We start from the raw sequence: 18,600 nt of genomic DNA, 5'->3' as shown, positions 1-18,600 counted from the left end.
CGTCCCACCCCTGACCGTCCCGCTGGCCGCCGCCGCCCTGCTCGCGGGCAGCCTGCTCGGCGTCCCGGCATCCGCCTCGGCGTCCGGGCCCACCATCGCCAAGGAGGCGTTCGGCGCACTGCCGGACGGCACCAAGATCGAGCGGTACACGCTCGGCAGCGGGCACGGGATGAAGGCCCGTATCCTCACCTACGGCGGCACCGTCCAGTCCCTCGACGTGCCCGACCGCCGCGGCCGGTCCGGCAACATCGCCCTCGGGTTCGGCACGCTGGACGGCTACCTCAGCGACGCCTTCACCACCGAGAACCCCTACTTCGGGGCGCTGATCGGACGGTACGGGAACCGGATCGGCGGCGCGCGGTTCGCCCTGGACGGCAAGACCTACAAGCTGCCCGCGAACGACGGCGACAACAGCCTGCACGGCGGCGCCAAGGGATTCGACAAGCGCGTCTGGAAAGCGCATCCGGTCAAGGACAAGGACGGCGTGTCGTTGAGTCTGACGTATGTCAGCCCGGACGGCGAGGAGGGCTACCCCGGCACCCTTCGCACCACCGTCACCTACACCGTGACGCGCGGGAACGACCTACGGATCCGATACCAGGCCACAACCGACAAGCCGACCGTCGTCAACCTGACCAACCACACCTACTTCAACCTGGCCGGTGAGGGGTCGGGCGACACGTACGACCACAAGATCCAGATCAACGCGTCCCGCTACACGCCCGTCGACTCAACGCTCATTCCGACCGGCGAGCTGGCCTCGGTGCACGGCACCCCGCTGGACTTCACCCGCCCGCACACCATCGGCGAGCGCATCCGCGACGGCCACCAGCAGATGGTGTACGGGCGCGGCTACGACCACAACTTCGTGCTCGACGGGACGGGCATGAAGCTCGCCGCCCGTGTCACCGCGCCGGCCACCGGGCGGGTGATGGAGGTGCGCACCGACCAGCCCGGCCTCCAGTTCTACTCCGGCAACTTCCTCACCGGCCGCCTGGTCGGCACCGGCGGGACGATGTACCGGCAGGGCGACGGGTTCTGCCTGGAGACCCAGCACTTCCCCGACTCCCCGAACAAACCGCAATTCCCCAGCACCACGCTTCGCCCCGGCCAGACCTACGACTCCACCAGCGTCTACTCCTTCTCCACCTCATGACCGCGCTTACGCGATGGGCGGGTCTTTTCGCAGGCGCGCGCTGATCTCGTCGCCGAGGGCGGTGGTGAGGGGGCCGGACGCGGGGCTGCCGAGCTGTTCGGCGAGCCGGGGGCCGTAGAGGTCGGCGGCGGTCTCGACCAGCTCGCACAGTGCGGCGGTGGCCATGCGCGCCCGGGCCACTGCCGTGCCGAGAAGCGTCACGCCGATCGGGAACGCGGGCCACCACAGCACGGCCAGCGCGCCGTACAGCAGGGCCCACCCGGTCAGGGTCGCGGCGGAGGTGCAGGCCAGCTGTGCTGTCGTGATGTCGGTGCGCAGCTGTTCCGGCAGGACGGTCCAGAGCCTCGGCCAGACGATGGTCAGGTCGAGGCCGTAGGCGCGCCGCACCCGGATGAAGGCGGCGCGCCAGCGGTCGCCGATCCAGGTGGGGCGTCCGGGGGTCTCCAGGGCGATGGCATCGCGGCGGGCCAGCGCGTCGGCGATCTCGGGGCCGGCCGCCACCTCCTCGGCGGAGCCCGCCGCCTGGACGGCCTCGGCGACCAGCGCGTCGACCCGGCCGGCGGCTCTGTGCCACCGCCGCCGGCGCCGCGCCACCGCCCAGCGGGCGGGTGGGCGCCTGCCGCGCGCCATCCAGGCCCTCCGGACGATCCAGCCGACCCCGGACGCCGCGAGCCCGGCCGCCGCACTCCCGAGAAGCGCCGCGGCGAGGACCGCCACGACCAGGCCGGTGCTGTGCGCATCCTTGGCCCACTCGGTCACCCGGTCGCCGGCGACCCGGGGCCGGAGCGCATCGCGGTGGCCGAGGCGCACGGCCACCCACGCCGTCGCCACCCACAGGGCCCCGGGCAGCACGAGCACGGCCAGCCACCGCTCGGCGGCCTTCTTGCCCAGGGCTTCCAGGAACCCGGTCACTCGCTGACGACCTTCACCGGGGCCAGCGGATCGGAGGTCAGCGCGCAGCCGGGCGTCCCGTCGCCACCGCCGGACCCGACCCGGCCGCACGGGTGCGGATGAGGGCAGCGCCATCCGCGGACGGCGCGGACCCCGGCCGTCCCGCCGGGCAGCGGCTCGTACCGCCGGGTTCCGGTGGTGAGGCCGTCCAGCCCGGCAGCGGCGGCGGCGCCGTCCACGGCGTCCAGCAGCGGGACGAGCACGTCGGCCGCCGCACCCGAGCGCACGGCCTCCACGAGTTCGTCCCACCGGTCGGCGGGCAGTTCATCGAGCGCTTCCAGCAGGTCGGGGTCGTGGTCGAGGTGCTCGCACAGGGCGGCGACCCGGTCAGCCGACACGAAACCTCCTCGATCTGAAAGCAAGAGCAGAGTACGGCAAGCGACAATGGCCTGCGTGTCGGATTCCGATGAGCGTCTCGAGATCAGAATCGGCTGTACGTCCGGTGTTCTGTGGGTGCCGATCCTCAGCGCGCTGGTCACCGTTCTCCTCGGCGGGCCGTGGTGGGCGCCGCTGAGCTGCCTTGCCGTCCTGGTCATGGGCTATGCCTGGGCCATTCTCGTGACCGGCGTGCTCGTCTACTTCACTTGGGGCACGTCGTGGGTGGCGGTCCCATTGGTGTTCCTCGCTGGGAGCACGCTTCAGCGAATCTGGTATCAGCCCTGGAGGGTCCGGCAGCGCGGTATGCGATGGTTCGCCGCCTACTTGCGGACGAACAGGCGAGCGCACCTTCGCCGGGCCGTCAAGGCGCTCCGGCGAGCCCTCGCCTCGGCGTCACCGCAGGACCCGAACCGCGCCATGTTCGCGGGCAACTACGCTTCCGCGCTGGTCGCCCTGCATGGGCGCGAGGACATGCCCCAGGTCCTGGACCAGGCCGAACGCCTGTGCCGGCAGGCTCTGGCCGCCCTCCCCGCCGGCCACCCGCACCGGGTCACATGCCTGAGCAGCCTCAGCGGCGTGCTCCAGGCGCGGTATGCGCGAGACAACGACCGCACGCTGCTCGAGGAGATCGTCCACGTCAGCCGTGAGGCTGTCGCCGCGCCGCACGACGACGACGAAGCCCCGGCGGTGCTGTCCAACCTCGGCGGCGCGCTGCTGCTGCTGTACGAGCGGACGGCGTCCGCGGAGACGCTGCAGGAAGGTCTGCGGGTCTCTCGCGAAGCACTGGCCGCCGCTCAGCCCGGCTCCCCGTACACGTATGGCTTGCGCGGCAACCTCAATTCCGCCCTGCTGGTCGCCTATTCCGTCGATATGGAGCTGGCAGCGTTGGAAGAGGCCGTCCAGTTGGGCCGCCAGGTGGTCGCCGCCACCCCGCCCGGTTCCTTAATGGCCGACTCGTTCCCGGCGAATCTCGCGAACACGCTCGTCGTGCTGTTCGAAAGGACAAGGCGCACCGAATTGCTCGACGAGGCCGTAGAACTGGCGCACGACGCTCTCGCCGAGTGTCCGCCCGACCACCCGGAGCGGGACGCCTTCTTCAGCACGCTCGGCCGTGTGCTGCTGATGGCGGCCGAGTTCGGGGACCGGCCGGACCTCGCCGACGAGGCGGTGGCGGCACTTCGCGAGGCCGCCACGATCATTCCCGCACGCCACGTGAAACGGGCAGACCGCCTGGACGACCTGTGCGCCGCCCTGACGACATCGTTCACCGTGCACAGAAGACCCGATGACGTGACCGAAGCGGTGAGGGCGGGGCGTGAGTCCCTCTCGGTCGCACCGCACGACGATCCGGGGCGCGGGCTGAGGCTGGCCCGCCTTGGACGGGCGTTGGAGGCCAGGTACGACCACAACGGCGATCCCGCCGACCTGGCCGAGTCCTGCCGTACCTTGGCCACGGCGGCCGAGACCACGTCCGCACCGGTGACCGTCAGGGTCGAGGCCGCGCGGAGGGCCGCGGAAGTGCACATACGCGCGCAGGACCACCGCGCCGCGCTGGCAATGGCAGAGCTGGCCGTGGAGCAGATCCCTCGGGTCGCACCGCGCAGGCTCGGGTTCGACGACCGCGTGCAGTCCGCCACCGGTATGACCGGCTTGGCGGCGACGGCGGCGGAGGCGGCGATCGGGGCCGGCGAGCCCGGCAGGGCCGTGGAACTGCTGGAGCAGGCGAGGGGCGTCGTCCTGAACGGGATGTTCGACCTGCGCGGAGACCTCACCGAGCTCCGATCCCGCGACCCGGGCCTGGCCGGAGAGCTGGACGACCTGGTGCGAGCGATCGAACGCGCGGACGAGACGCCCCTGCCCGCCGACCGGAGCCGCGAAGCGCTGAGCGAGCTGCGCACCCGGTTGAACCGGCAGTGGGACGAGCTGCTGGCACGCATCCGGGCACACGACGGCCTAGGGGACTTCCTGCTCCCACCGCCGGTCGGACGGCTCCGCGAGCAGGCGACGGAGGGGCCGATCGCCTGCGTCACCACCCACCGCACACACGGCAGCGCCCTGATCGTCACCGACGACCCGACCTCGCCGGTCATCGTGGTGGACCTACCGCAGCTCACCCGGGAAGCGGTCGACGAACGAGTCGCGGCACTCCAGCACGCTCATCGGGTCGCGACGGAGCCGGGCGCGGCCACCCGGCGCCGGCAGGCTCAGCAGGACGTGCTGCGCATCCTCGAATGGCTGTGGGACGCCGCCGCGGCACCGGTCCTCACGGCCCTGGACATCACCGGCCTCCCGGCGGACGGTCAGTGGCCGAGGATCTGGTGGTGCCCGGTCGGTCCGTGCGTGTTCCTGCCCCTGCACGCCGCGGGCCGCCATGCGGATGGCGGGCACGACACCGTAATCGATCGGGTGATCTCGTCCTACACGACCACGATCCGCGCGCTCGCCCACGCCCGCCGGTCGCGGCCGGGCCCGCGCCGGAGGCCGTCAGCGCTGGTCGTGTCCGTCCCGGACGCCCCCGGCGCCGCACGCCTGCCAGGCGCCACCGCCGAGGCCGAGCTCCTCGGCCGCCTGCCGCTCGCGCCGAAGATCCTGCACTCACCCGGCCGCACCGCCGTCACCGATGCCCTGCCCCACCACGAGATCGCGCACTTCGCCTGCCACGGCGTCGCCGACACTCATGTACCGACCGACAGCCGCCTGCTGCTGAAAGATCACCTCGACCAGCCGCTGACGGTCAGCGCCATCGGCCGCCTGCGCCTCGACCGCGGGGAACTGGCCTACCTGTCCGCGTGCAGCACGACCGACACCAGCGAGCGCCATGCCGACGAGGCCGTGCACGTGACGGCCGCCTTCCAGCTCGTCGGATACCGCAGCGTCGTCGGCACCCTGTGGCCGGTCAACGACCGCGCGGCCGCGACCATCGCCGAGAACTTCTACACGAACCTCACCCGTGCAGGCTCAACGGTCCCGGACCCGACCGCCGGCGCACCGGCCCTGCACCACGCCGTCCACGCCCACCGCGCCCGCTACCCTGGCCTTCCCACCCAGTGGGCCTCCTACATCCACCACGGCCCCTAACTGCACCGGGAGCGCATGCCTTCAAGCGCCGGTTGCGGGATTGTGCGGGTCGACGTGCTTGGGGCGGTTCTCGAAGATCTTCACGATCACCCACCGCCGGTTCCGCCGCCCGGCCTGGTGACCGGGATAGACACGCACGTCGTAGTCGTCTGTTCCGTACGCGTCGTCGGCCGTGAACGCGGCGATCAGGCCGAGGTCGTAGCCGTCCCCCTTGAACTTCCGCTCGTTGAGGCCGTGGATGTGCGGGGCGTCCTCGAACACGTCGGGCATCACGTTCCCGCATAGTTCGGTGAGGAAGTCGGCGGCCGGGGGCCGCTTCCCCTCCACCAGGACGATCACGTCCACCAGCCGCTTGTTCAGGCGCGGGGTCTGGTTGGTCTCCCGGCCGTTCGGCGGAGGTGCCGCGTCCAGGAGAGCGCCGCACCGCTCGCAGTCACCGGCAAGGCCGGACTCCCCGATCGGCAGATGCCTCCGGCAGAGGGTGAGGTCGCAGGACGGGCACCGGGCACCGAGCGGATTGGTGATCGTGGCGCCGGCGTAGTCCTCCAGCATGTGGTGGGCGCTCACCCAAGACACCTCGCACCCTGGTGCGTCGCATGAGCAGAAGACCGGGTCGAGACGGCTGTCGAACAGATGCTGCGGTTCCAGCGCTTCGCCGGGGGCCGCGTCCGTCGTACGCCGCGAACCGAGCCGGACCACGCTACTGGCCAACTTGAGAGTCTCGGGCTGATCGGGATAGACGTCGAGGATCACCAGCAGCTTGCCCAGCGCCGACCTGTACCTGCTCGCCTGCGCCAGTGCCTGCGCCTCGTCAAGCAGCTCCTGCGTCCACCTCGTCACAAGCCCACCCACCGGTCCAGCCTCGACGCCACTCGCATTCCAGTTCGACGTAGATCATAAGGCGACCCCGTGGAACACGACAGGCGGCGGCGAGATGCGTAGCCTGAGATGATGGAGTTTCCCCCTTTCGGTGTGCTTCTGGAGCGGCTGCTCGGCCATCGACAGGTAGATGTCGATTCGCTGTCGCAGGCTGCTGGGGTCTCCGACACTGAACTGCGAAATGTCGTCGACGGCCTCCGGCCCGGCTCTGAGTTACTCAGGGCGCTGGCTCCGGCATTGGACCTGCATACGGCGGACCTGTTCGCGATGGCCGGTCAGAAGGTGCCGGACGACTTGGCCCCCCTGGACGCGTCCGCCAGGCGGTATATCAGCCGCTTGGTGGACTATGCGTTATGCCTTCCGGCGAACCAGCGATCCGAGTTGCGCCGACTGGTGCGAGAACTACCGCAGGAGCGGCGACGGCAACCGTACGTGCCACGGAAATGGTTCGACCCAAGTGAGGTGGGATTCTGTGCCCTGATCGCGAACATGCTGTACGCGAACCGGAATCTGGACATAGGCGATGCGGCTAGGGCTCTTGCGGGGTGCTCCAACGGCCGCATGTACGTGTCCGCGAGCACAGTCGTGATGATCGGAGGGGGCAAGGTCGAACTGACCCCGGGCAGGCTGGCCGATCTGTCCACCCTGATCGACGTCTCCGCCGGTGATCTCGCCGCGATCTACGACATCCCATTGCCGGACGGGTCGCCCCCCGATGACCCTGCGGCCGCAGACGCGGCGGCCCTGATCTGGGACGTCCGACGCCTGTCCGCCGAGCAGTTGTGGCGGGTCTGCGTCCGGGCCGAGGAACTGCGTTACGCCCTGCCCGACGACGCCATCGACCGGAAGTTCTACGGGTCAGGAGCTTTCCGGATCTCCCGCCACCCACCGAAAATCCCGGATTCATGATGTGAAGAGCAGGTCCGACAGTGGGGCGGTCAGAACTCCTGCGTGGACAGGACGCCCGCGAGCGGCTCGGGAATGGAAAGATCCGCACCGAGGACGACCGAGGCGCTGTGCGTGTAGTGGGCCCGCGGTCACGTCCGGTGCCCTTGCGGCACCGCGAGCGCCCCGGGGTACTGCGATGCCGTCGGGTACGTACTCCCCTTCCGGGCCGGTGGGTGAACCGGGACCGGCCCGGGTCAGTCAAGGACGAAGAGTGTGAACTTCGCGCCCCACAGGTCCTCGTCCAAGCTCAGGCCGGTGTTCTCCTGCAGGTGGTCCATCGCCACGGACTCGCCATCGTGATCTTCGTCGGGCAGCATCTCGCCGCCCCGCATCTCCGTCATCAACTGACCGCCGCGGTAGTGCAGTGCGATCGGCTGATCTGCGATCCGCACCAGGTGCAGGTCGGTCGACGCCGAGGCCGCCGCCAAGTAGTCGTGATTCCCGGACAGCCTGCAGGCAACGTCAATCACGATGACCCAGTCGCCGACCTTTGCAACGCACAGGTCGCCGTATCGTCTCCCAGAAGTCGCATCCTCGAAACCCATCGTGGTGCCCGCCGGGCCGAAGACGTCGGGCACCGCATCGATCAGGTCGGCCGTTCGGACGGCAGCCACCTCTATGTTCCACGCCATCGCCGGAGTGTAGGTCTCGAACGAGACCTTGATCAAACCCCGTCGGTCTCGGCGCGACGAGTGGCGACGGCGGTCCAGCCAGACCGTGACAGTGGCAGGCGTCATTCCGTATCGCACGCCGGGAGCGCGCCGGCAGCCGCAGGTCGAGGGCCGCCACGCCTGGCCCACGCAATACTCGCAGCCTGAGGCGCAGACGCGGAGCCGCCCCCGTGCCAAGCCCGACGGGGCCTATGGAGTCGCTGCATGGCACGTGCACGACAAGCTGAAGGCGGCAACGAGGGTCTTGCAGCCTGTGGTATCGGGCAATGGCTGCCCAGTCCCCACCGGCGTAAGGGCAAGATCGGACACGTGATGGGCGTGGTCACCGACCCGGCGTACCGGCGGCGTGGCTAGGCGCTCACTAACGAACTCAGTCGCGCGTCCACGCGCACGACGTCCGAACCCGGTAAGTGGGTGCGCTGGTAAATGAGCGTCCCGCTTTCGTCCATTACGGTCCATCTCGACCGGCTTGCACAGGAAATCGTCCGGGAGGGCTGGAGGGCCGTTCCGCTCTATGACGGGCCGCACCCGCTTCTCCGCGTGTTCGATCCGGACGTTCCGGAGTTCGGGGAGAGCATCACGCTCGCCCCCGGAGCGACGTCCGGTATCTGGTGGTACCGGTCGAGCACGGGCGAGGATCTGGCCCCGCACACCAAGCCGATCCGCGCGGCCGAGCGGATCACCCGGATCCTGATCCCGTACGTGACGGCCGCCCTCGCCGCCCGCACGCGCCTTCGAGAAGCCTCGAAGTCCCCGCGTCCCACTCCCTTGGCCGATCCAGACCCGTCCCACGCGCACACGATCGCTGAGCTGCGCGAGCGCTTCGAAGGCGTCGTCTGCTGGTGGGGCGCCTACACCAAGGAGTGGTGGGCCATCCTCTCCGGCGGAACGCAATGGGAGATCGTCAACGCGCCCGACCCGGACGCCCTCATCCAGCTCATCCTCGAAACGCGCGCCCACCGCTGACCGAAAGCGCTTGGACTTGCCAGAGTGGCAAACTTTCGTGCGGTCCACGGCGGCTCACGTCACCGTGGTCCTCACCGACCGAGCGAGGAGACCATGAGCACGAGAAGGAAACGCGACACCGGGCCGCCGGCGACCGGGCCCGGCGAGAAGGATGTGCTCGCCGGCTTCCTCGACTATCTGCGCACCGCCGTCGCAGCCAAGGCCGAGGGGGTGCCCGAAGCTCGGGCCAAGGCGCCCGGCGTCCCGTCCGGGACGAACCTGCTCGGACTGGTCAAGCACCTCACTTACGTCGAACGGTCCTGGCTGCTCGGTGAGGACGTCACGGACTGGCAAGCCACGTTCGTCCCGTCCGAAGGCGACTCAACGGAATCCATCCTCGCCGCCTACCGGGAGACGAACGCCACAGCCAACAAGGCGATCGCTTCGTGGGACGACCTGACCGAACCGGGTCCCCGTCTGGGCAAGGGCGGCGGCCCGGGGCCGTCCCGACGCTGGACGCTGGTCCATCTGATCGAGGAGACCGCACGCCACGCCGGACACGCGGACATCCTGCGAGAACAACTCGACGGCGCAACCGGCCGCTGAACTCCTTGGAGTCGTATCTAGATCTCGTTATCCGGGTGAAGGAGGGCTGAGAGGCAGAGTCGGCGTAGTTCGATCGCATTGACTCTGATCCCGATCTGCTCCCCATCGTCGATCTCAGACCAATACGCGAAGTTGTCGAGCGTCGCACCGGCGTAGAGGACCCAGCGGGGGACATCGTCGCCCCGTTGGGCAACAAGGACTTCGAGGGCTTCCATAGCCGTCATGGCTTCCCTGTCCCGATAGACGGTGCCGCCCGGAACCACCGTATGGCCATCGTGGATGATCAAGCGGATCAGTGCGGCGGCGTCATCATCGCCTCGGGTCCTGCCGGTGGTACTGCTGCTCGTGTCCGCTTCCACTGTCGCTCTGAGCGCGCCGTCCGGATCCAGCACGTCGTGCAGTGCTGCGACCGCCTCCGCACCGCCCGTTCCCGTGACGCTGTCGAGGTCGAGCGAGGCAAAGGCGGCGCGACGCTCCCTGCTGTCGCCGCGCGCGAGCCCTGCCAGCGCGTTGACCGTGTCCGGCCCACTCATCGCCATCAGTGCCTGAAGCACTGGGGAACTCGCCCTCAGGTAGTTGCGACCTTCGAGTGCGTCGATCAGCACCGTTCTGGCGACCGGGCCGCTGAGACGGCCGAGCGCGGAGGCCGCGGCCTGTCCGTCCCGGAGCAATTCGAGGAGTGCGGCGGCCACATCCGGTTCAGCGACCACCACAAGGGCGCTCAGCAGCGGTTCGCGCAATGCGGGAAAGTCTTCGTCAGCCAGGGCGTCGATCAACGCTTCCCGGACGGCTGGGCCCCCGATCCCTCCCAGTGCGCTTGCGGTGACGGAACTGAACGTCTCACCGACGAATCTGTAGTCGATGGGAAGCAGGGTCTGATCCACGTCGGCGAGCAACGGAATCAGCACCGGCACGGCGGCAGGATCACCGATCTTCCCCAGTATTTCGATGACCTCGGCGCGAGCGACGCCGGTCGAACGACGGAGAACGTTAAGGAAAGGGTCGATCGGCGAGTCATCGGCGATTCTTTGCAGGGCCTTACGGGCCCGACCGTAGACGAGAATGTCGCGGTGTCCCAGCAAAGCCGCCAGGCCGGCCACATCTCTTTTACCCTCAAGCCTGTCCACTTTCCGCTCAAGCCTGGCGGCCTTGCGATCCCGGGCGCCGTAGAACATGTGCCCACTATGACGGTTGCGGAGGCGTGGGGACGCTCCTGTTGATGAAATCTAGCGACGGCGTCGCGGGCAGAGGCTAGGTGGTCGTTCGCGACCGGGCCTCGGCGGCCCAGTGGGGGGCGTTCCATCGGTCGGCGATGACGGCGGCTTGGGTGAAGTGGGCGGCGGCCTCGCGGTCGCGGCCGAGGAGGACGGCCAGGTCGCCGAGGGTGTGGGCGACCGGGCGCAGCGCCAGTGCCAGGCTCGTGGCGCCCGCCGGGGGGCCGTCGCGGTGCGGGAGCAGTGTCGCGTAGATCTCTTCGGCGGCGTCGCGGTCGTCCAGAGCGACGATGGCCATCGCGCGCAATGTCGTGAGGAAGGTGAAGAAGAAGTCGGGGCGGATCGGGCCGGTCGACGCGCGGACCTCGCGGGCTTCGGTGTCCAGGCCGTTGGCGTGCAGGGCGAGTGCGAGCAGGTCGGTGGTCATGGGGCCGAGCGCGGCGTGGAGGGTGCGCACATCGTCCAGGTGCGCTCCGAGCGTGCCGTCGTTCAGCCAGATCGTGGCCAGGGCGAGTTGGAAAAAGCCTGCGGCGTGCACCGATCCGATGCGGCGCATGCCCTCGTCGGCCTTGGTGTAGAGGAGTTCGGCGTCGGCGGACCGGCCTTCGATGAGCGCCAGGGCCGCCAGCGTGATCTCGGTGACGGCGATCGCCTCGGGCATTCGGTAGGTGCGTGCGAGTTCCAGGGCCTCGTTGGTCACCTGGCGCATGGTCACCGGGTCGTTGGCGGCGGCGGCGACCGTGGCATGGTTGAGCAGCCCGGTGACGCGGTAGACCGGCAGGTCGTGGTCGGTGCCGATCTTCACGAGCTCCCGGCAGAGCTCCGCGTCGCCGTGGACTTCGGCCAGGATCTCCAGTGCCGCCGCCCGCAGGAGGGGTCCGGTGGCGAGGTCGAGCGCCTCCTGCGCGGCCTCGATGACGGTCGGGTCGTCCTCGCCGACCAGTTCGTTGGCGTACGCCGTCAGGAGCCGGGACCGCACCGAAGGGGTCAGTTCGCGCTTCAGCAGGCGGCTCAGGCGGTCGACGACGGGCCGGTCCACCGTGCCGTACGTACGGGCCTGCCAGGCGGTCGGCTCAGTCCAGGCGGCGAATGCGGCGATCATCAGGTCGTCGCGGCCCAGCGACTCCGCGTACTCCACGGCTTCACGGCGTGTCTCGCGGGCCGCTCCGACGGCTCCCGCCCGGATCTGCGCGCGCAGCAGCCTGCCGAGCAGGTCGACGCGCTCGTCCGGTCCGGTCGAGTTGGTGACGGCGTCGGTGAGGAGGTCGGCCGCCACGTCGTGGGCGTAGCGGGCCTCGGCGAGCTCGGCGGCCTGGACGCAGTAGCCGACGGCCTTCGGTGAGCCGGCGCGCGCGTAGTGGTGGGCCAGCGCGGCGATGTCGCCGGTGCCTTCGAGAGCGGCGGCGATCCGGGCGTGCATCCGGGTGGCGCGCAACCTGCTGACGTCGGCGACGAGGGTGTCCCTGACGAGGGCGTGGACGAAGCGGATGTGGCCTGCGCCGGGCTCGTCGAGGAGCCCGGCGATGACGCCCGCGTCCAGCGCGTCCAGCACGCCGTCCTCATCGGTGTCGGCCGCCTTGACCAGGACGTCCACCGGGCTTTCCCGGCCGGCGACCGCGGCGAGCCGGAGAATGGACACGCCTCCCTCGGGCAGGCGCGCGAGCCGGCGGCGCAGGACGTCCCGTACGCCTTCGGGGACCTCGGATAGGGCGACCAGTGCGCCTTCGCCGTTCAGCAGCCGGGCGCTTTCGCGCACGTAGAACGGGTTGCCGCCGGTGCGCTCGGCGATCCCGGCGATCGTCTCCTCGTCGGCCACGCATTCGGTCCGGACGAGCTCCGCGACGGCCTCGCCGTTCAGCCCCGGCAGCGCCAGCCGGAGGGGCGCGGCGCGCGCGAGGGAGGCCAGCGTTTCGGTGAGGTGCCCGCTCTCGTCCGCGCGGTACGCGGCGACGACCAGGATCGGGGCCCGCGTGCCGAGGCCGCCGCCGAGCAGCTCCAGCGTGGCGGCGTCCGCCCAGTGCAGGTCGTCCAGCACGACGGCGACCGGACGTTCCGCGGCGACCGCCGCGAGCCATTTCCACACGGCTTGGCGCAGGCGGAACCGTCCAGCGGTGGCGTCGGCGTTCACCGGCTCGGTGTCGGTGAGCAGCGGCGCGAGGTCGTCCGCGAACCCGCCTGGGAGCGTGGTCGCGGCGACGGCTCTCAGCGCCTCGGTCCAGGCCCACGCGGGCGGCGCGCTGTCGACGTCGGGGCAGTGGCCGGCGGCGACCAGCCATCCGTCACGTTCGAGCCGCCTGCCCAGATGCTCCAGGAGCGTCGACTTGCCGAGCCCGGCCTCGCCGGTGACGAGGGCGATGCGGGTTCCGTCGGCGGCGGCCTCGGCGGCCGCCGCGACCAGGGCGGACAGCTGTGCCTCGCGTCCGACGAACGGCGCCTCGATGATCGGAGTCGGCCGCGGCAGCGGTGCGGCCGGCGGTGGCACGGTCTCGCGCATGACGTCCGTGCGCCGGGTGAGGATCGCCTCCTCCAACGCCGTCAGGTCCGGGCCGGGATCGAGCCCGAGTTCCTCGGCGAGGATGCCGCGGGCGCGGCGGAGCGTCGCCAGCGCGTCGGCTTGGCGGCCGCTGCTCCACAGTGCCAGGGCGTGCAGCCGCCAGCCTTCCTCGCGGAGCGGCTCGTCGCGGGTGAGCCGCTCGGCCTCGGGAACCACCGCGGCGGGGTCGCCGACCCGCAGACCCGCCGCGACGCGCAGTTCGGTGGCGACCAGGCGCAGCTCGTTCAGCCGGGCCGTCTCGGCGGCGGCCCACGGCTCGTCGGCGACCTCGGCGAACGCCGGTCCCTGCCACAGCCCCAGCGCCTCGGCGAGCCGCGCCTGGGCGGCGCGCGGGTCGGTGTCCGTACGGGCCTGGTCGAGCAGGTCCTCGAACCGCCACGCGTCCACCGCCTCCGGCGGCAGCCGCAGCGCGTAGCCGGGCGACGCGCTCACCAGCAGCCGGGCCGGCGTGCGCGGCGGGCGCGCGGGCTCCAGCAGCCGGCGCAGGTTGGACACGTAGGCCTGCAAGGACATCAGCGCCCGCGCGGGCGGCTCCCCGCGCCACAGATCCTCGATCATCCGGTCGACCGGCACGACCTGCCCACGCGCCGCCACCAGCAACGCCAGCACGCTCCGCTGCCGCGGCCCGCCGAGGGGAACGGCCTCGCCGTTCACCTCGGTCGCGAACGAGCCCAGCACCCGGATGAAGACCATGATCCGCACATCGTACGTGGCCTGTTCCAAGTCGGCTCCAAGTCCCCTCCAAACCCCCGGGAGCAGCCTGAACACATCGCAGCCGACCAATAGCGGTCCCCGCTCGCGTCATAAGGAGAAGAACCGTGTCGCTGAAGAACGTCAACACCGTCCTGGCCGCCGCCGTCGTCCTGTTCAGCCTCTACCTGGGGTTGTCCTTCGTCCTGACCCCCGAGACGTCCGCCCCGGGCTTCGGCCTGCCGGACTGGCCCTCTGGCGACGGCGGCGGCTTCCTCATCGTGAAGGGCTGCCGTGAAATCGCGATGGGCCTGGCCATGGGCATTCTGCTCCTGACGGGTCACCGCCGCGCCCTGGGCTTGGTTCTGCTGATGGTGGCCATTGCCCCGCTCGGCGACATGACCACCGTCCTGGCCCACCACGGTTCCATGGCCACCGCGTTCGGGATCCACGGCCTGACCTCGGCGCTGATCGCGGCCACCGGTCTGCTGATCCTCCGCGAGACCGGCAAGGTCCGCAAAACCCAGGAGGCCGCCGCCCCGGCGCCCGTCGCACAGCCCGCCTGACGTCTGCGCCCCCCGAAGGGGCCGAACCGCGCAAGCACGGCATCGCTTCGCAATTTCCGAGAACTCGAAAAGGAGACGACAATGACGATCAACGATCTGCGCGGAGTCCTCAAAGGGCGCGTGCTCCTGGCAGATGACGACGGCTTCGAACAGGCGGCCGGCGCGTGGAATCTGACCGTCAGGCAGCCGGTGGCGGCCGTGGCGGAGGCCGCGGACGCCGATGACGTGGCGGCGCTCGTGCGTTACGCGCGGCGGGCGGGTCTGACGGTGACCGCGCAGCCGAGCGGGCATGGCGCCTCGGGTGATGTGGAGGGCCTGATCCTGCTGCGCACCGGCCTGCTGAACGAGGTGGAGGTACGCGCGGAGGAGCGCGTGGCCCGCGTGGGTGCGGGCGTGAAGTGGGGGCGGTTGCTGGCGGCGGCCGGACCGCTGGGTCTGACCGGCCTGTCCGGCAGCGCGCCGGGGGTCAGCGTGACCGGCTACACCCTGGGCGGTGGGGTCGGCTGGTTCAGCCGCAAGTACGGCTTCGCCTCCGACAGCGTGCGGGCCATCGACATCGTGGACGCCGATGGCGAGCCGCGCCGGGTGACCGCCGAGTCCGATCCCGAGCTGTTCTGGGCGCTGCGCGGCGGTGGCGGGGACTTTGCGGTGGTGACCGCCCTCGAACTCGAGCTGTATCCCGCGCCGGTCCTCTACGGCGGGCGTGTGATCTGGCCGGAGCACCGGACGAGCGAGGTGTACGACGCGTTCCTGGAGCTCACCGCCGAGGCGCCGCGTGAACTCAGTGTCTGGATCAACCGGTTCCAGCCACCCGGCGCGCCCCCGATGGTGACACTGGATCTGGCCTACCTGGGTGAGGCGGCTCAGGGGGAGGCCCTGCTGGCGCGCATCGACAAGATCGGGGACCCCATCTCCGACAGCCGCGGCGTCGTCCCGGTCGCCGACCTGGGTGACATCACCGCCGAGCCAACCGATCCGGTCCCGTCCATCGCTCGCGCGGAGCTGCTCACCGGCCTGGACGCGGACGCGGTGGAGCTCCTGCTGGCCAAGCCGGTCGAACCGCTCATCAACGTGCAGATCCGGCACCTGGGCGGGGCGCTCGCCGAGCCGGGCGGCGGGGCCGGTGCGAGCGGCACGGTGGCCGAGCCGTACCTGCTCAGCCTGCTGGGTCTCGGCCTGCCGCACACGGCCGATGCGACGCGCGCCAAGCAGGCCGACGTCGTGGCCGACCTGGCGGCCTACATCAGCGGCCGCAAGCCGTACACCGTGCTGTCCCCCGGTGAAACAGCGGCGAAGTCCTTCTCCGGCAGCGCGCTCGCGCGGCTGCGGGAGATCAAGCGGGCCCGCGACCCGCACAACGTGTTCCGCGCGAACTACCCGGTGCTCAGCGGGCGGGTTTGACGGCCACACCGCCGAAGGCGCCGGCTTGGGCGGGGGTCAGGGCGGCGTCCTTGGGGTCGCCGTCCTGGCGCCATTCGGTCACCGGGGCGACGCCCGGGTCGACCAGGTCCCAGCCGGTGAAGAACTCTTCGATCCGGTCGCGGGAGCGGACGGTCAGGTTCACGCCGGAGGCGGTGTAGCTGCTCACCACGGCGCGGGACTGGTCCGGGTCGGAGACCAGGTCGGCGGTGGCCTGCGAGAAGATCATCACGCTGCCGGGCGGCAGGGGCGCCTTGTAGCGCTCCAGGAGATCTCCCGGCCCGTCGGCGTCCGGGACGAAGTGCAGCAGCGCCACGGTGAGCAGGGCGACCGGTTGCGTGAAGTCGAGGAGTTCGGCCGTTTCGGGCGCGGAGAGGATCTTCTCGTGGTCGCGGAAATCGGCGTCCAGGTAGGCGGTGCGGCCCTCCGCGGTGCCGGCGAGCAGAGCGCGCGCGTGCGTCAGGACGATCGGGTCGTTGTCGACGTAGACGACGCGCGAGTCGGGGGCCACCGCTTGGGCGACCTCATGAGTGTTGTCGGCGGCCGGGATTCCCGTGCCGATGTCCAGGTACTGGCGTATGCCCAGGCCGGCGGCGAACCGTACTGCGCGTCCCAGGAAACGGCGGTTGGCCTGGGCGGCGACGGCGATATCAGGGAAGATTTCCAGCGCCTTGGCGGCCGCATCCCGGTCGGCCGAGAAATTGTCCTTGCCGCCGAGGTAGTAGTCGTACATGCGCGCCGAGTGCGGGACGTCCGTTCGCAAATCCAGGGACGGTGCGTGATCGCCCGGCCACTCCCCCGTTCCGGAATTCGCCACCAGAACCCAGCTCGCTTTCGTGTCATCGAACCCCTGCCGTACCGATCATGTTATCCCGCACCCTGGAGCGCCCTCCTCCTTTTCCGGGGACCCGGCCGAGCCCTATCCGGCGGACAGGGGCAGGCGGACCGCCGGGGGCAGCGGGCTCGGGACGGGGGTCGCGCGGAACGACTGGATCATGAGGGCCGCGAGGCGCCGCGACGCCGCGGCCCGCATCTCGGGCGACTCGGCCCGGATGCCGTCGTTCGCCATCATCGCGAGGGCGATGTCCTCCACCACGATCTCCGGCCGCAGGCCGCCCGCCTCCTTCGCGCGCCGGACGAGTTCCAGCAGCATGCGCAGCGCGCGGTCGCGGTCGGCGGCGAGGTCGGCCGTCTGGGGCAGGTGCTCGATGTAGGCGCGGAACCCCTGGTCGCGCGCGTGCATCTCCAGGAGCTTCTCGATCACCAGGCAGAACCCGCGCCACGGATCGGGCTCCGCCAGCCCCTCCTGGACGACCGCCGAGCAGGTCGCCATCTGCTCGGCGAACGCCTCGGTGAACAGCGCCTCCTTGGACGGGAAGTGCCGGTAGACGGTCGCGACGCCCACCTCCGCGCGCCGGGCGATCTCCCGGATCGGCACGTCCGCGCCGCCGGTGGCGAAGGCCAGGTGGGCGGCCGCGACGATGCGCATGCGGTTGTCGCGGGCGTCCGAACGCAGCTTCGTTCCCACTTGGGCGGTCACCGTTCTCACTTTAGCCAGCCTGAGCAGGCGAGCCTCTAGCGTCCACGGCATGAGAGCTGTTCAGTTCACCGAGTACGGGCCGGCCGGCGTGCTGCACCTGACCGAGATCGAGGCGCCGCACGCCGGGCCGGGAGAGGTCCGCATCGCCGTACGGGCGTCGGGGGTCTCGCCGGGAGAGGTCCGCGTCCGCTCCGGGAGCCTGCGGGACGTGGTGCCCGTCGCCTTCCCGTACCGGACGGGGTTCGACGCCGCGGGCGTGGTCGACGAGGTCGGCGACGGAGTCACTGGCGCCACTGCCGGCGACGAGGTGTTCGGCATGACCGCCTCGACCAGGCGCGGCGCGAACGCCGACTACGCCGTGCTGACCGCCTGGGCGCCCAAACCGGCCGCGTGGAGCTGGGCGGAGGCCGGTGGCGCGGCGGGCGCCGTCGAGACGTCCACCCGGGTACTCGACCTGCTGAAGGTCGGCGCCGGGAACACCGTGCTGGTGCAGGGCGCGGCCGGCGGCGTGGGGACGACCGCGGTCCAGATGGCGGCTGCGCGCGGCGCGACCGTCATCGGGACGGCCAGTGAACACAACCACGACTTCCTGCGGTCCCTCGGCGCGGAGCCGACGACGTACGGGACGGGGCTGCCCGGACGGGTCCGCGCGCTGGCGCCGGCCGGGGTGGACGCGGTGTTCGACTGCGCCGAAGGGGCACTGCCGGACCTGATCGCCATCGCCGGGGACCCGGCGCGCGTGGTGACGATCGCCGACTTCAGCGCTGCGTCCCACGGCGTCCACATGTCGCACGGGGCGCCCGCCGACGAGACGGGCGCGGCGGTCGGGGCCGCGGCCGACCCGCTCGCGGTCCACGGCCTCGGCATCGCGGTCGAGCTCGCCGGGCAGGGCAGGCTGCGGATGCCGGTCGCGGCGGCGTTCACGCTCGGCGAGGCCGCGGCGGCGCACGGGCTGAGCGAGACCCGCCACGCCCGCGGAAAGATCGTCCTGCTGAACTGACCGGG

General features: G+C 70.9%; 16 protein-coding genes. 8 read left to right on the top strand and 8 right to left on the bottom strand.

Annotated elements, in window-relative coordinates; translation table 11 throughout:
• A partial coding sequence (locus E1293_RS09290) for an aldose epimerase family protein (RefSeq protein WP_341770179.1) occupies positions 1–1,156 on the top strand: 1,156 nt, incomplete at its 5' end.
• Between the two features lie 6 nt (positions 1,157–1,162).
• Here E1293_RS09290 and E1293_RS09285 read toward each other — a convergent pair.
• Positions 1,163–2,068, bottom strand: coding sequence for a hypothetical protein (locus E1293_RS09285; RefSeq protein ID WP_132195917.1), 906 nt, complete (start codon positions 2,066–2,068; stop codon positions 1,163–1,165).
• Complete coding sequence (locus tag E1293_RS09280; RefSeq protein WP_132195915.1) at positions 2,065–2,445, bottom strand: hypothetical protein; 381 nt, start codon at positions 2,443–2,445, stop codon at positions 2,065–2,067. Before E1293_RS09280 ends, E1293_RS09285 begins: the two co-directional genes overlap by 4 nt.
• A 55-nt stretch (positions 2,446–2,500) precedes the next feature.
• Between E1293_RS09280 and E1293_RS09275 the strand changes: the two genes are divergently transcribed.
• The gene (locus E1293_RS09275) at positions 2,501–5,563 is read left to right on the top strand and encodes a CHAT domain-containing protein (protein ID WP_132195913.1); all 3,063 of its coding nucleotides are present in this window, start codon (positions 2,501–2,503) and stop codon (positions 5,561–5,563) included.
• A 21-nt stretch (positions 5,564–5,584) separates the two neighbouring features.
• Here the strand turns inward: E1293_RS09275 and E1293_RS09270 are convergent, their stop codons facing one another.
• Positions 5,585–6,403, bottom strand: a complete 819-nt coding sequence (locus tag E1293_RS09270) for a hypothetical protein (RefSeq protein WP_132195911.1) — start codon at positions 6,401–6,403, stop codon at positions 5,585–5,587.
• Between the two features lie 108 nt (positions 6,404–6,511).
• Between E1293_RS09270 and E1293_RS09265 the strand changes: the two genes are divergently transcribed.
• On the top strand, positions 6,512–7,351 hold the full coding sequence (locus E1293_RS09265; protein ID WP_132195909.1) for a hypothetical protein: 840 nt from the start codon (positions 6,512–6,514) through the stop codon (positions 7,349–7,351).
• 233 nt (positions 7,352–7,584) lie between these two features.
• On the opposite strand, the gene E1293_RS09260 is transcribed toward E1293_RS09265, so the two are convergent.
• Positions 7,585–8,058: a hypothetical protein gene (locus tag E1293_RS09260; protein WP_132195907.1), complete on the bottom strand. Its 474-nt coding sequence runs from the start codon at positions 8,056–8,058 to the stop codon at positions 7,585–7,587.
• Positions 8,059–8,601: 543 nt separating this feature from the next.
• On the opposite strand from E1293_RS09260, the gene E1293_RS09250 reads away from it, so the two are divergent.
• Both E1293_RS09250 and E1293_RS09245 read left to right on the top strand, forming a co-directional pair.
• Positions 8,602–9,027, top strand: coding sequence for a hypothetical protein (locus E1293_RS09250; protein ID WP_132195905.1), 426 nt, complete (start codon positions 8,602–8,604; stop codon positions 9,025–9,027).
• A gap of 93 nt (positions 9,028–9,120) precedes the next feature.
• Positions 9,121–9,612 (top strand): DinB family protein, encoded by a 492-nt coding sequence (locus E1293_RS09245; protein ID WP_132195903.1) that lies wholly within the window; start codon positions 9,121–9,123, stop codon positions 9,610–9,612.
• Positions 9,613–9,629: 17 nt separating this feature from the next.
• Here the strand turns inward: E1293_RS09245 and E1293_RS09240 are convergent, their stop codons facing one another.
• Positions 9,630–10,787, bottom strand: a complete 1,158-nt coding sequence (locus tag E1293_RS09240) for a HEAT repeat domain-containing protein (protein ID WP_132195901.1) — start codon at positions 10,785–10,787, stop codon at positions 9,630–9,632.
• A gap of 76 nt (positions 10,788–10,863) precedes the next feature.
• Complete coding sequence (locus E1293_RS09235; protein WP_243716119.1) at positions 10,864–14,103, bottom strand: ATP-binding protein; 3,240 nt, start codon at positions 14,101–14,103, stop codon at positions 10,864–10,866.
• Positions 14,104–14,198: 95 nt separating this feature from the next.
• Here E1293_RS09235 and E1293_RS09230 point away from each other — a divergent pair, with 95 nt between their 5' ends.
• Together E1293_RS09230 and E1293_RS09225 are read left to right on the top strand one after the other, a co-directional pair.
• The gene (locus E1293_RS09230) at positions 14,199–14,636 is read left to right on the top strand and encodes a DUF4267 domain-containing protein (RefSeq protein WP_132195899.1); all 438 of its coding nucleotides are present in this window, start codon (positions 14,199–14,201) and stop codon (positions 14,634–14,636) included.
• An 81-nt stretch (positions 14,637–14,717) separates the two neighbouring features.
• Positions 14,718–16,037, top strand: a complete 1,320-nt coding sequence (locus tag E1293_RS09225; protein ID WP_132195897.1) for an FAD-binding oxidoreductase — start codon at positions 14,718–14,720, stop codon at positions 16,035–16,037.
• Here E1293_RS09225 and E1293_RS09220 read toward each other — a convergent pair.
• Both E1293_RS09220 and E1293_RS09215 read right to left on the bottom strand, forming a co-directional pair.
• A complete protein-coding gene (locus tag E1293_RS09220; protein WP_243716118.1) occupies positions 16,021–16,818 on the bottom strand; it encodes an SAM-dependent methyltransferase in 798 nt (265 codons plus the stop codon). The genes E1293_RS09225 and E1293_RS09220 overlap by 17 nt on opposite strands.
• A gap of 156 nt (positions 16,819–16,974) precedes the next feature.
• Positions 16,975–17,595, bottom strand: a complete 621-nt coding sequence (locus E1293_RS09215; protein ID WP_243716117.1) for a TetR/AcrR family transcriptional regulator — start codon at positions 17,593–17,595, stop codon at positions 16,975–16,977.
• A gap of 49 nt (positions 17,596–17,644) precedes the next feature.
• Between E1293_RS09215 and E1293_RS09210 the strand changes: the two genes are divergently transcribed.
• Complete coding sequence (locus tag E1293_RS09210) at positions 17,645–18,595, top strand: NADP-dependent oxidoreductase (protein ID WP_132195893.1); 951 nt, start codon at positions 17,645–17,647, stop codon at positions 18,593–18,595.
• Positions 18,596–18,600 lie beyond the last annotated feature (5 nt).

Source organism: Actinomadura darangshiensis, assembly GCF_004349235.1.
Lineage (GTDB): Bacteria > Actinomycetota > Actinomycetes > Streptosporangiales > Streptosporangiaceae > Spirillospora > Spirillospora darangshiensis.
This window is presented reverse-complemented; position numbering and strand designations above follow the sequence as displayed.

Bases quoted from the DNA above. Each gene is read 5' to 3' on its own strand.
- E1293_RS09265 (WP_132195909.1), top strand. From the start codon at position 6,512: ATGATGGAGTTTCCCCCTTTCGGTGTGCTTCTGGAGCGGCTGCTCGGC.
- E1293_RS09245 (WP_132195903.1), top strand. From the start codon at position 9,121: ATGAGCACGAGAAGGAAACGCGACACCGGGCCGCCGGCGACCGGGCCC.
- E1293_RS09240 (WP_132195901.1), bottom strand. From the start codon at position 10,787: ATGTTCTACGGCGCCCGGGATCGCAAGGCCGCCAGGCTTGAGCGGAAA.
- E1293_RS09225 (WP_132195897.1), top strand. From the start codon at position 14,718: ATGACGATCAACGATCTGCGCGGAGTCCTCAAAGGGCGCGTGCTCCTG.
- E1293_RS09210 (WP_132195893.1), top strand. From the start codon at position 17,645: ATGAGAGCTGTTCAGTTCACCGAGTACGGGCCGGCCGGCGTGCTGCAC.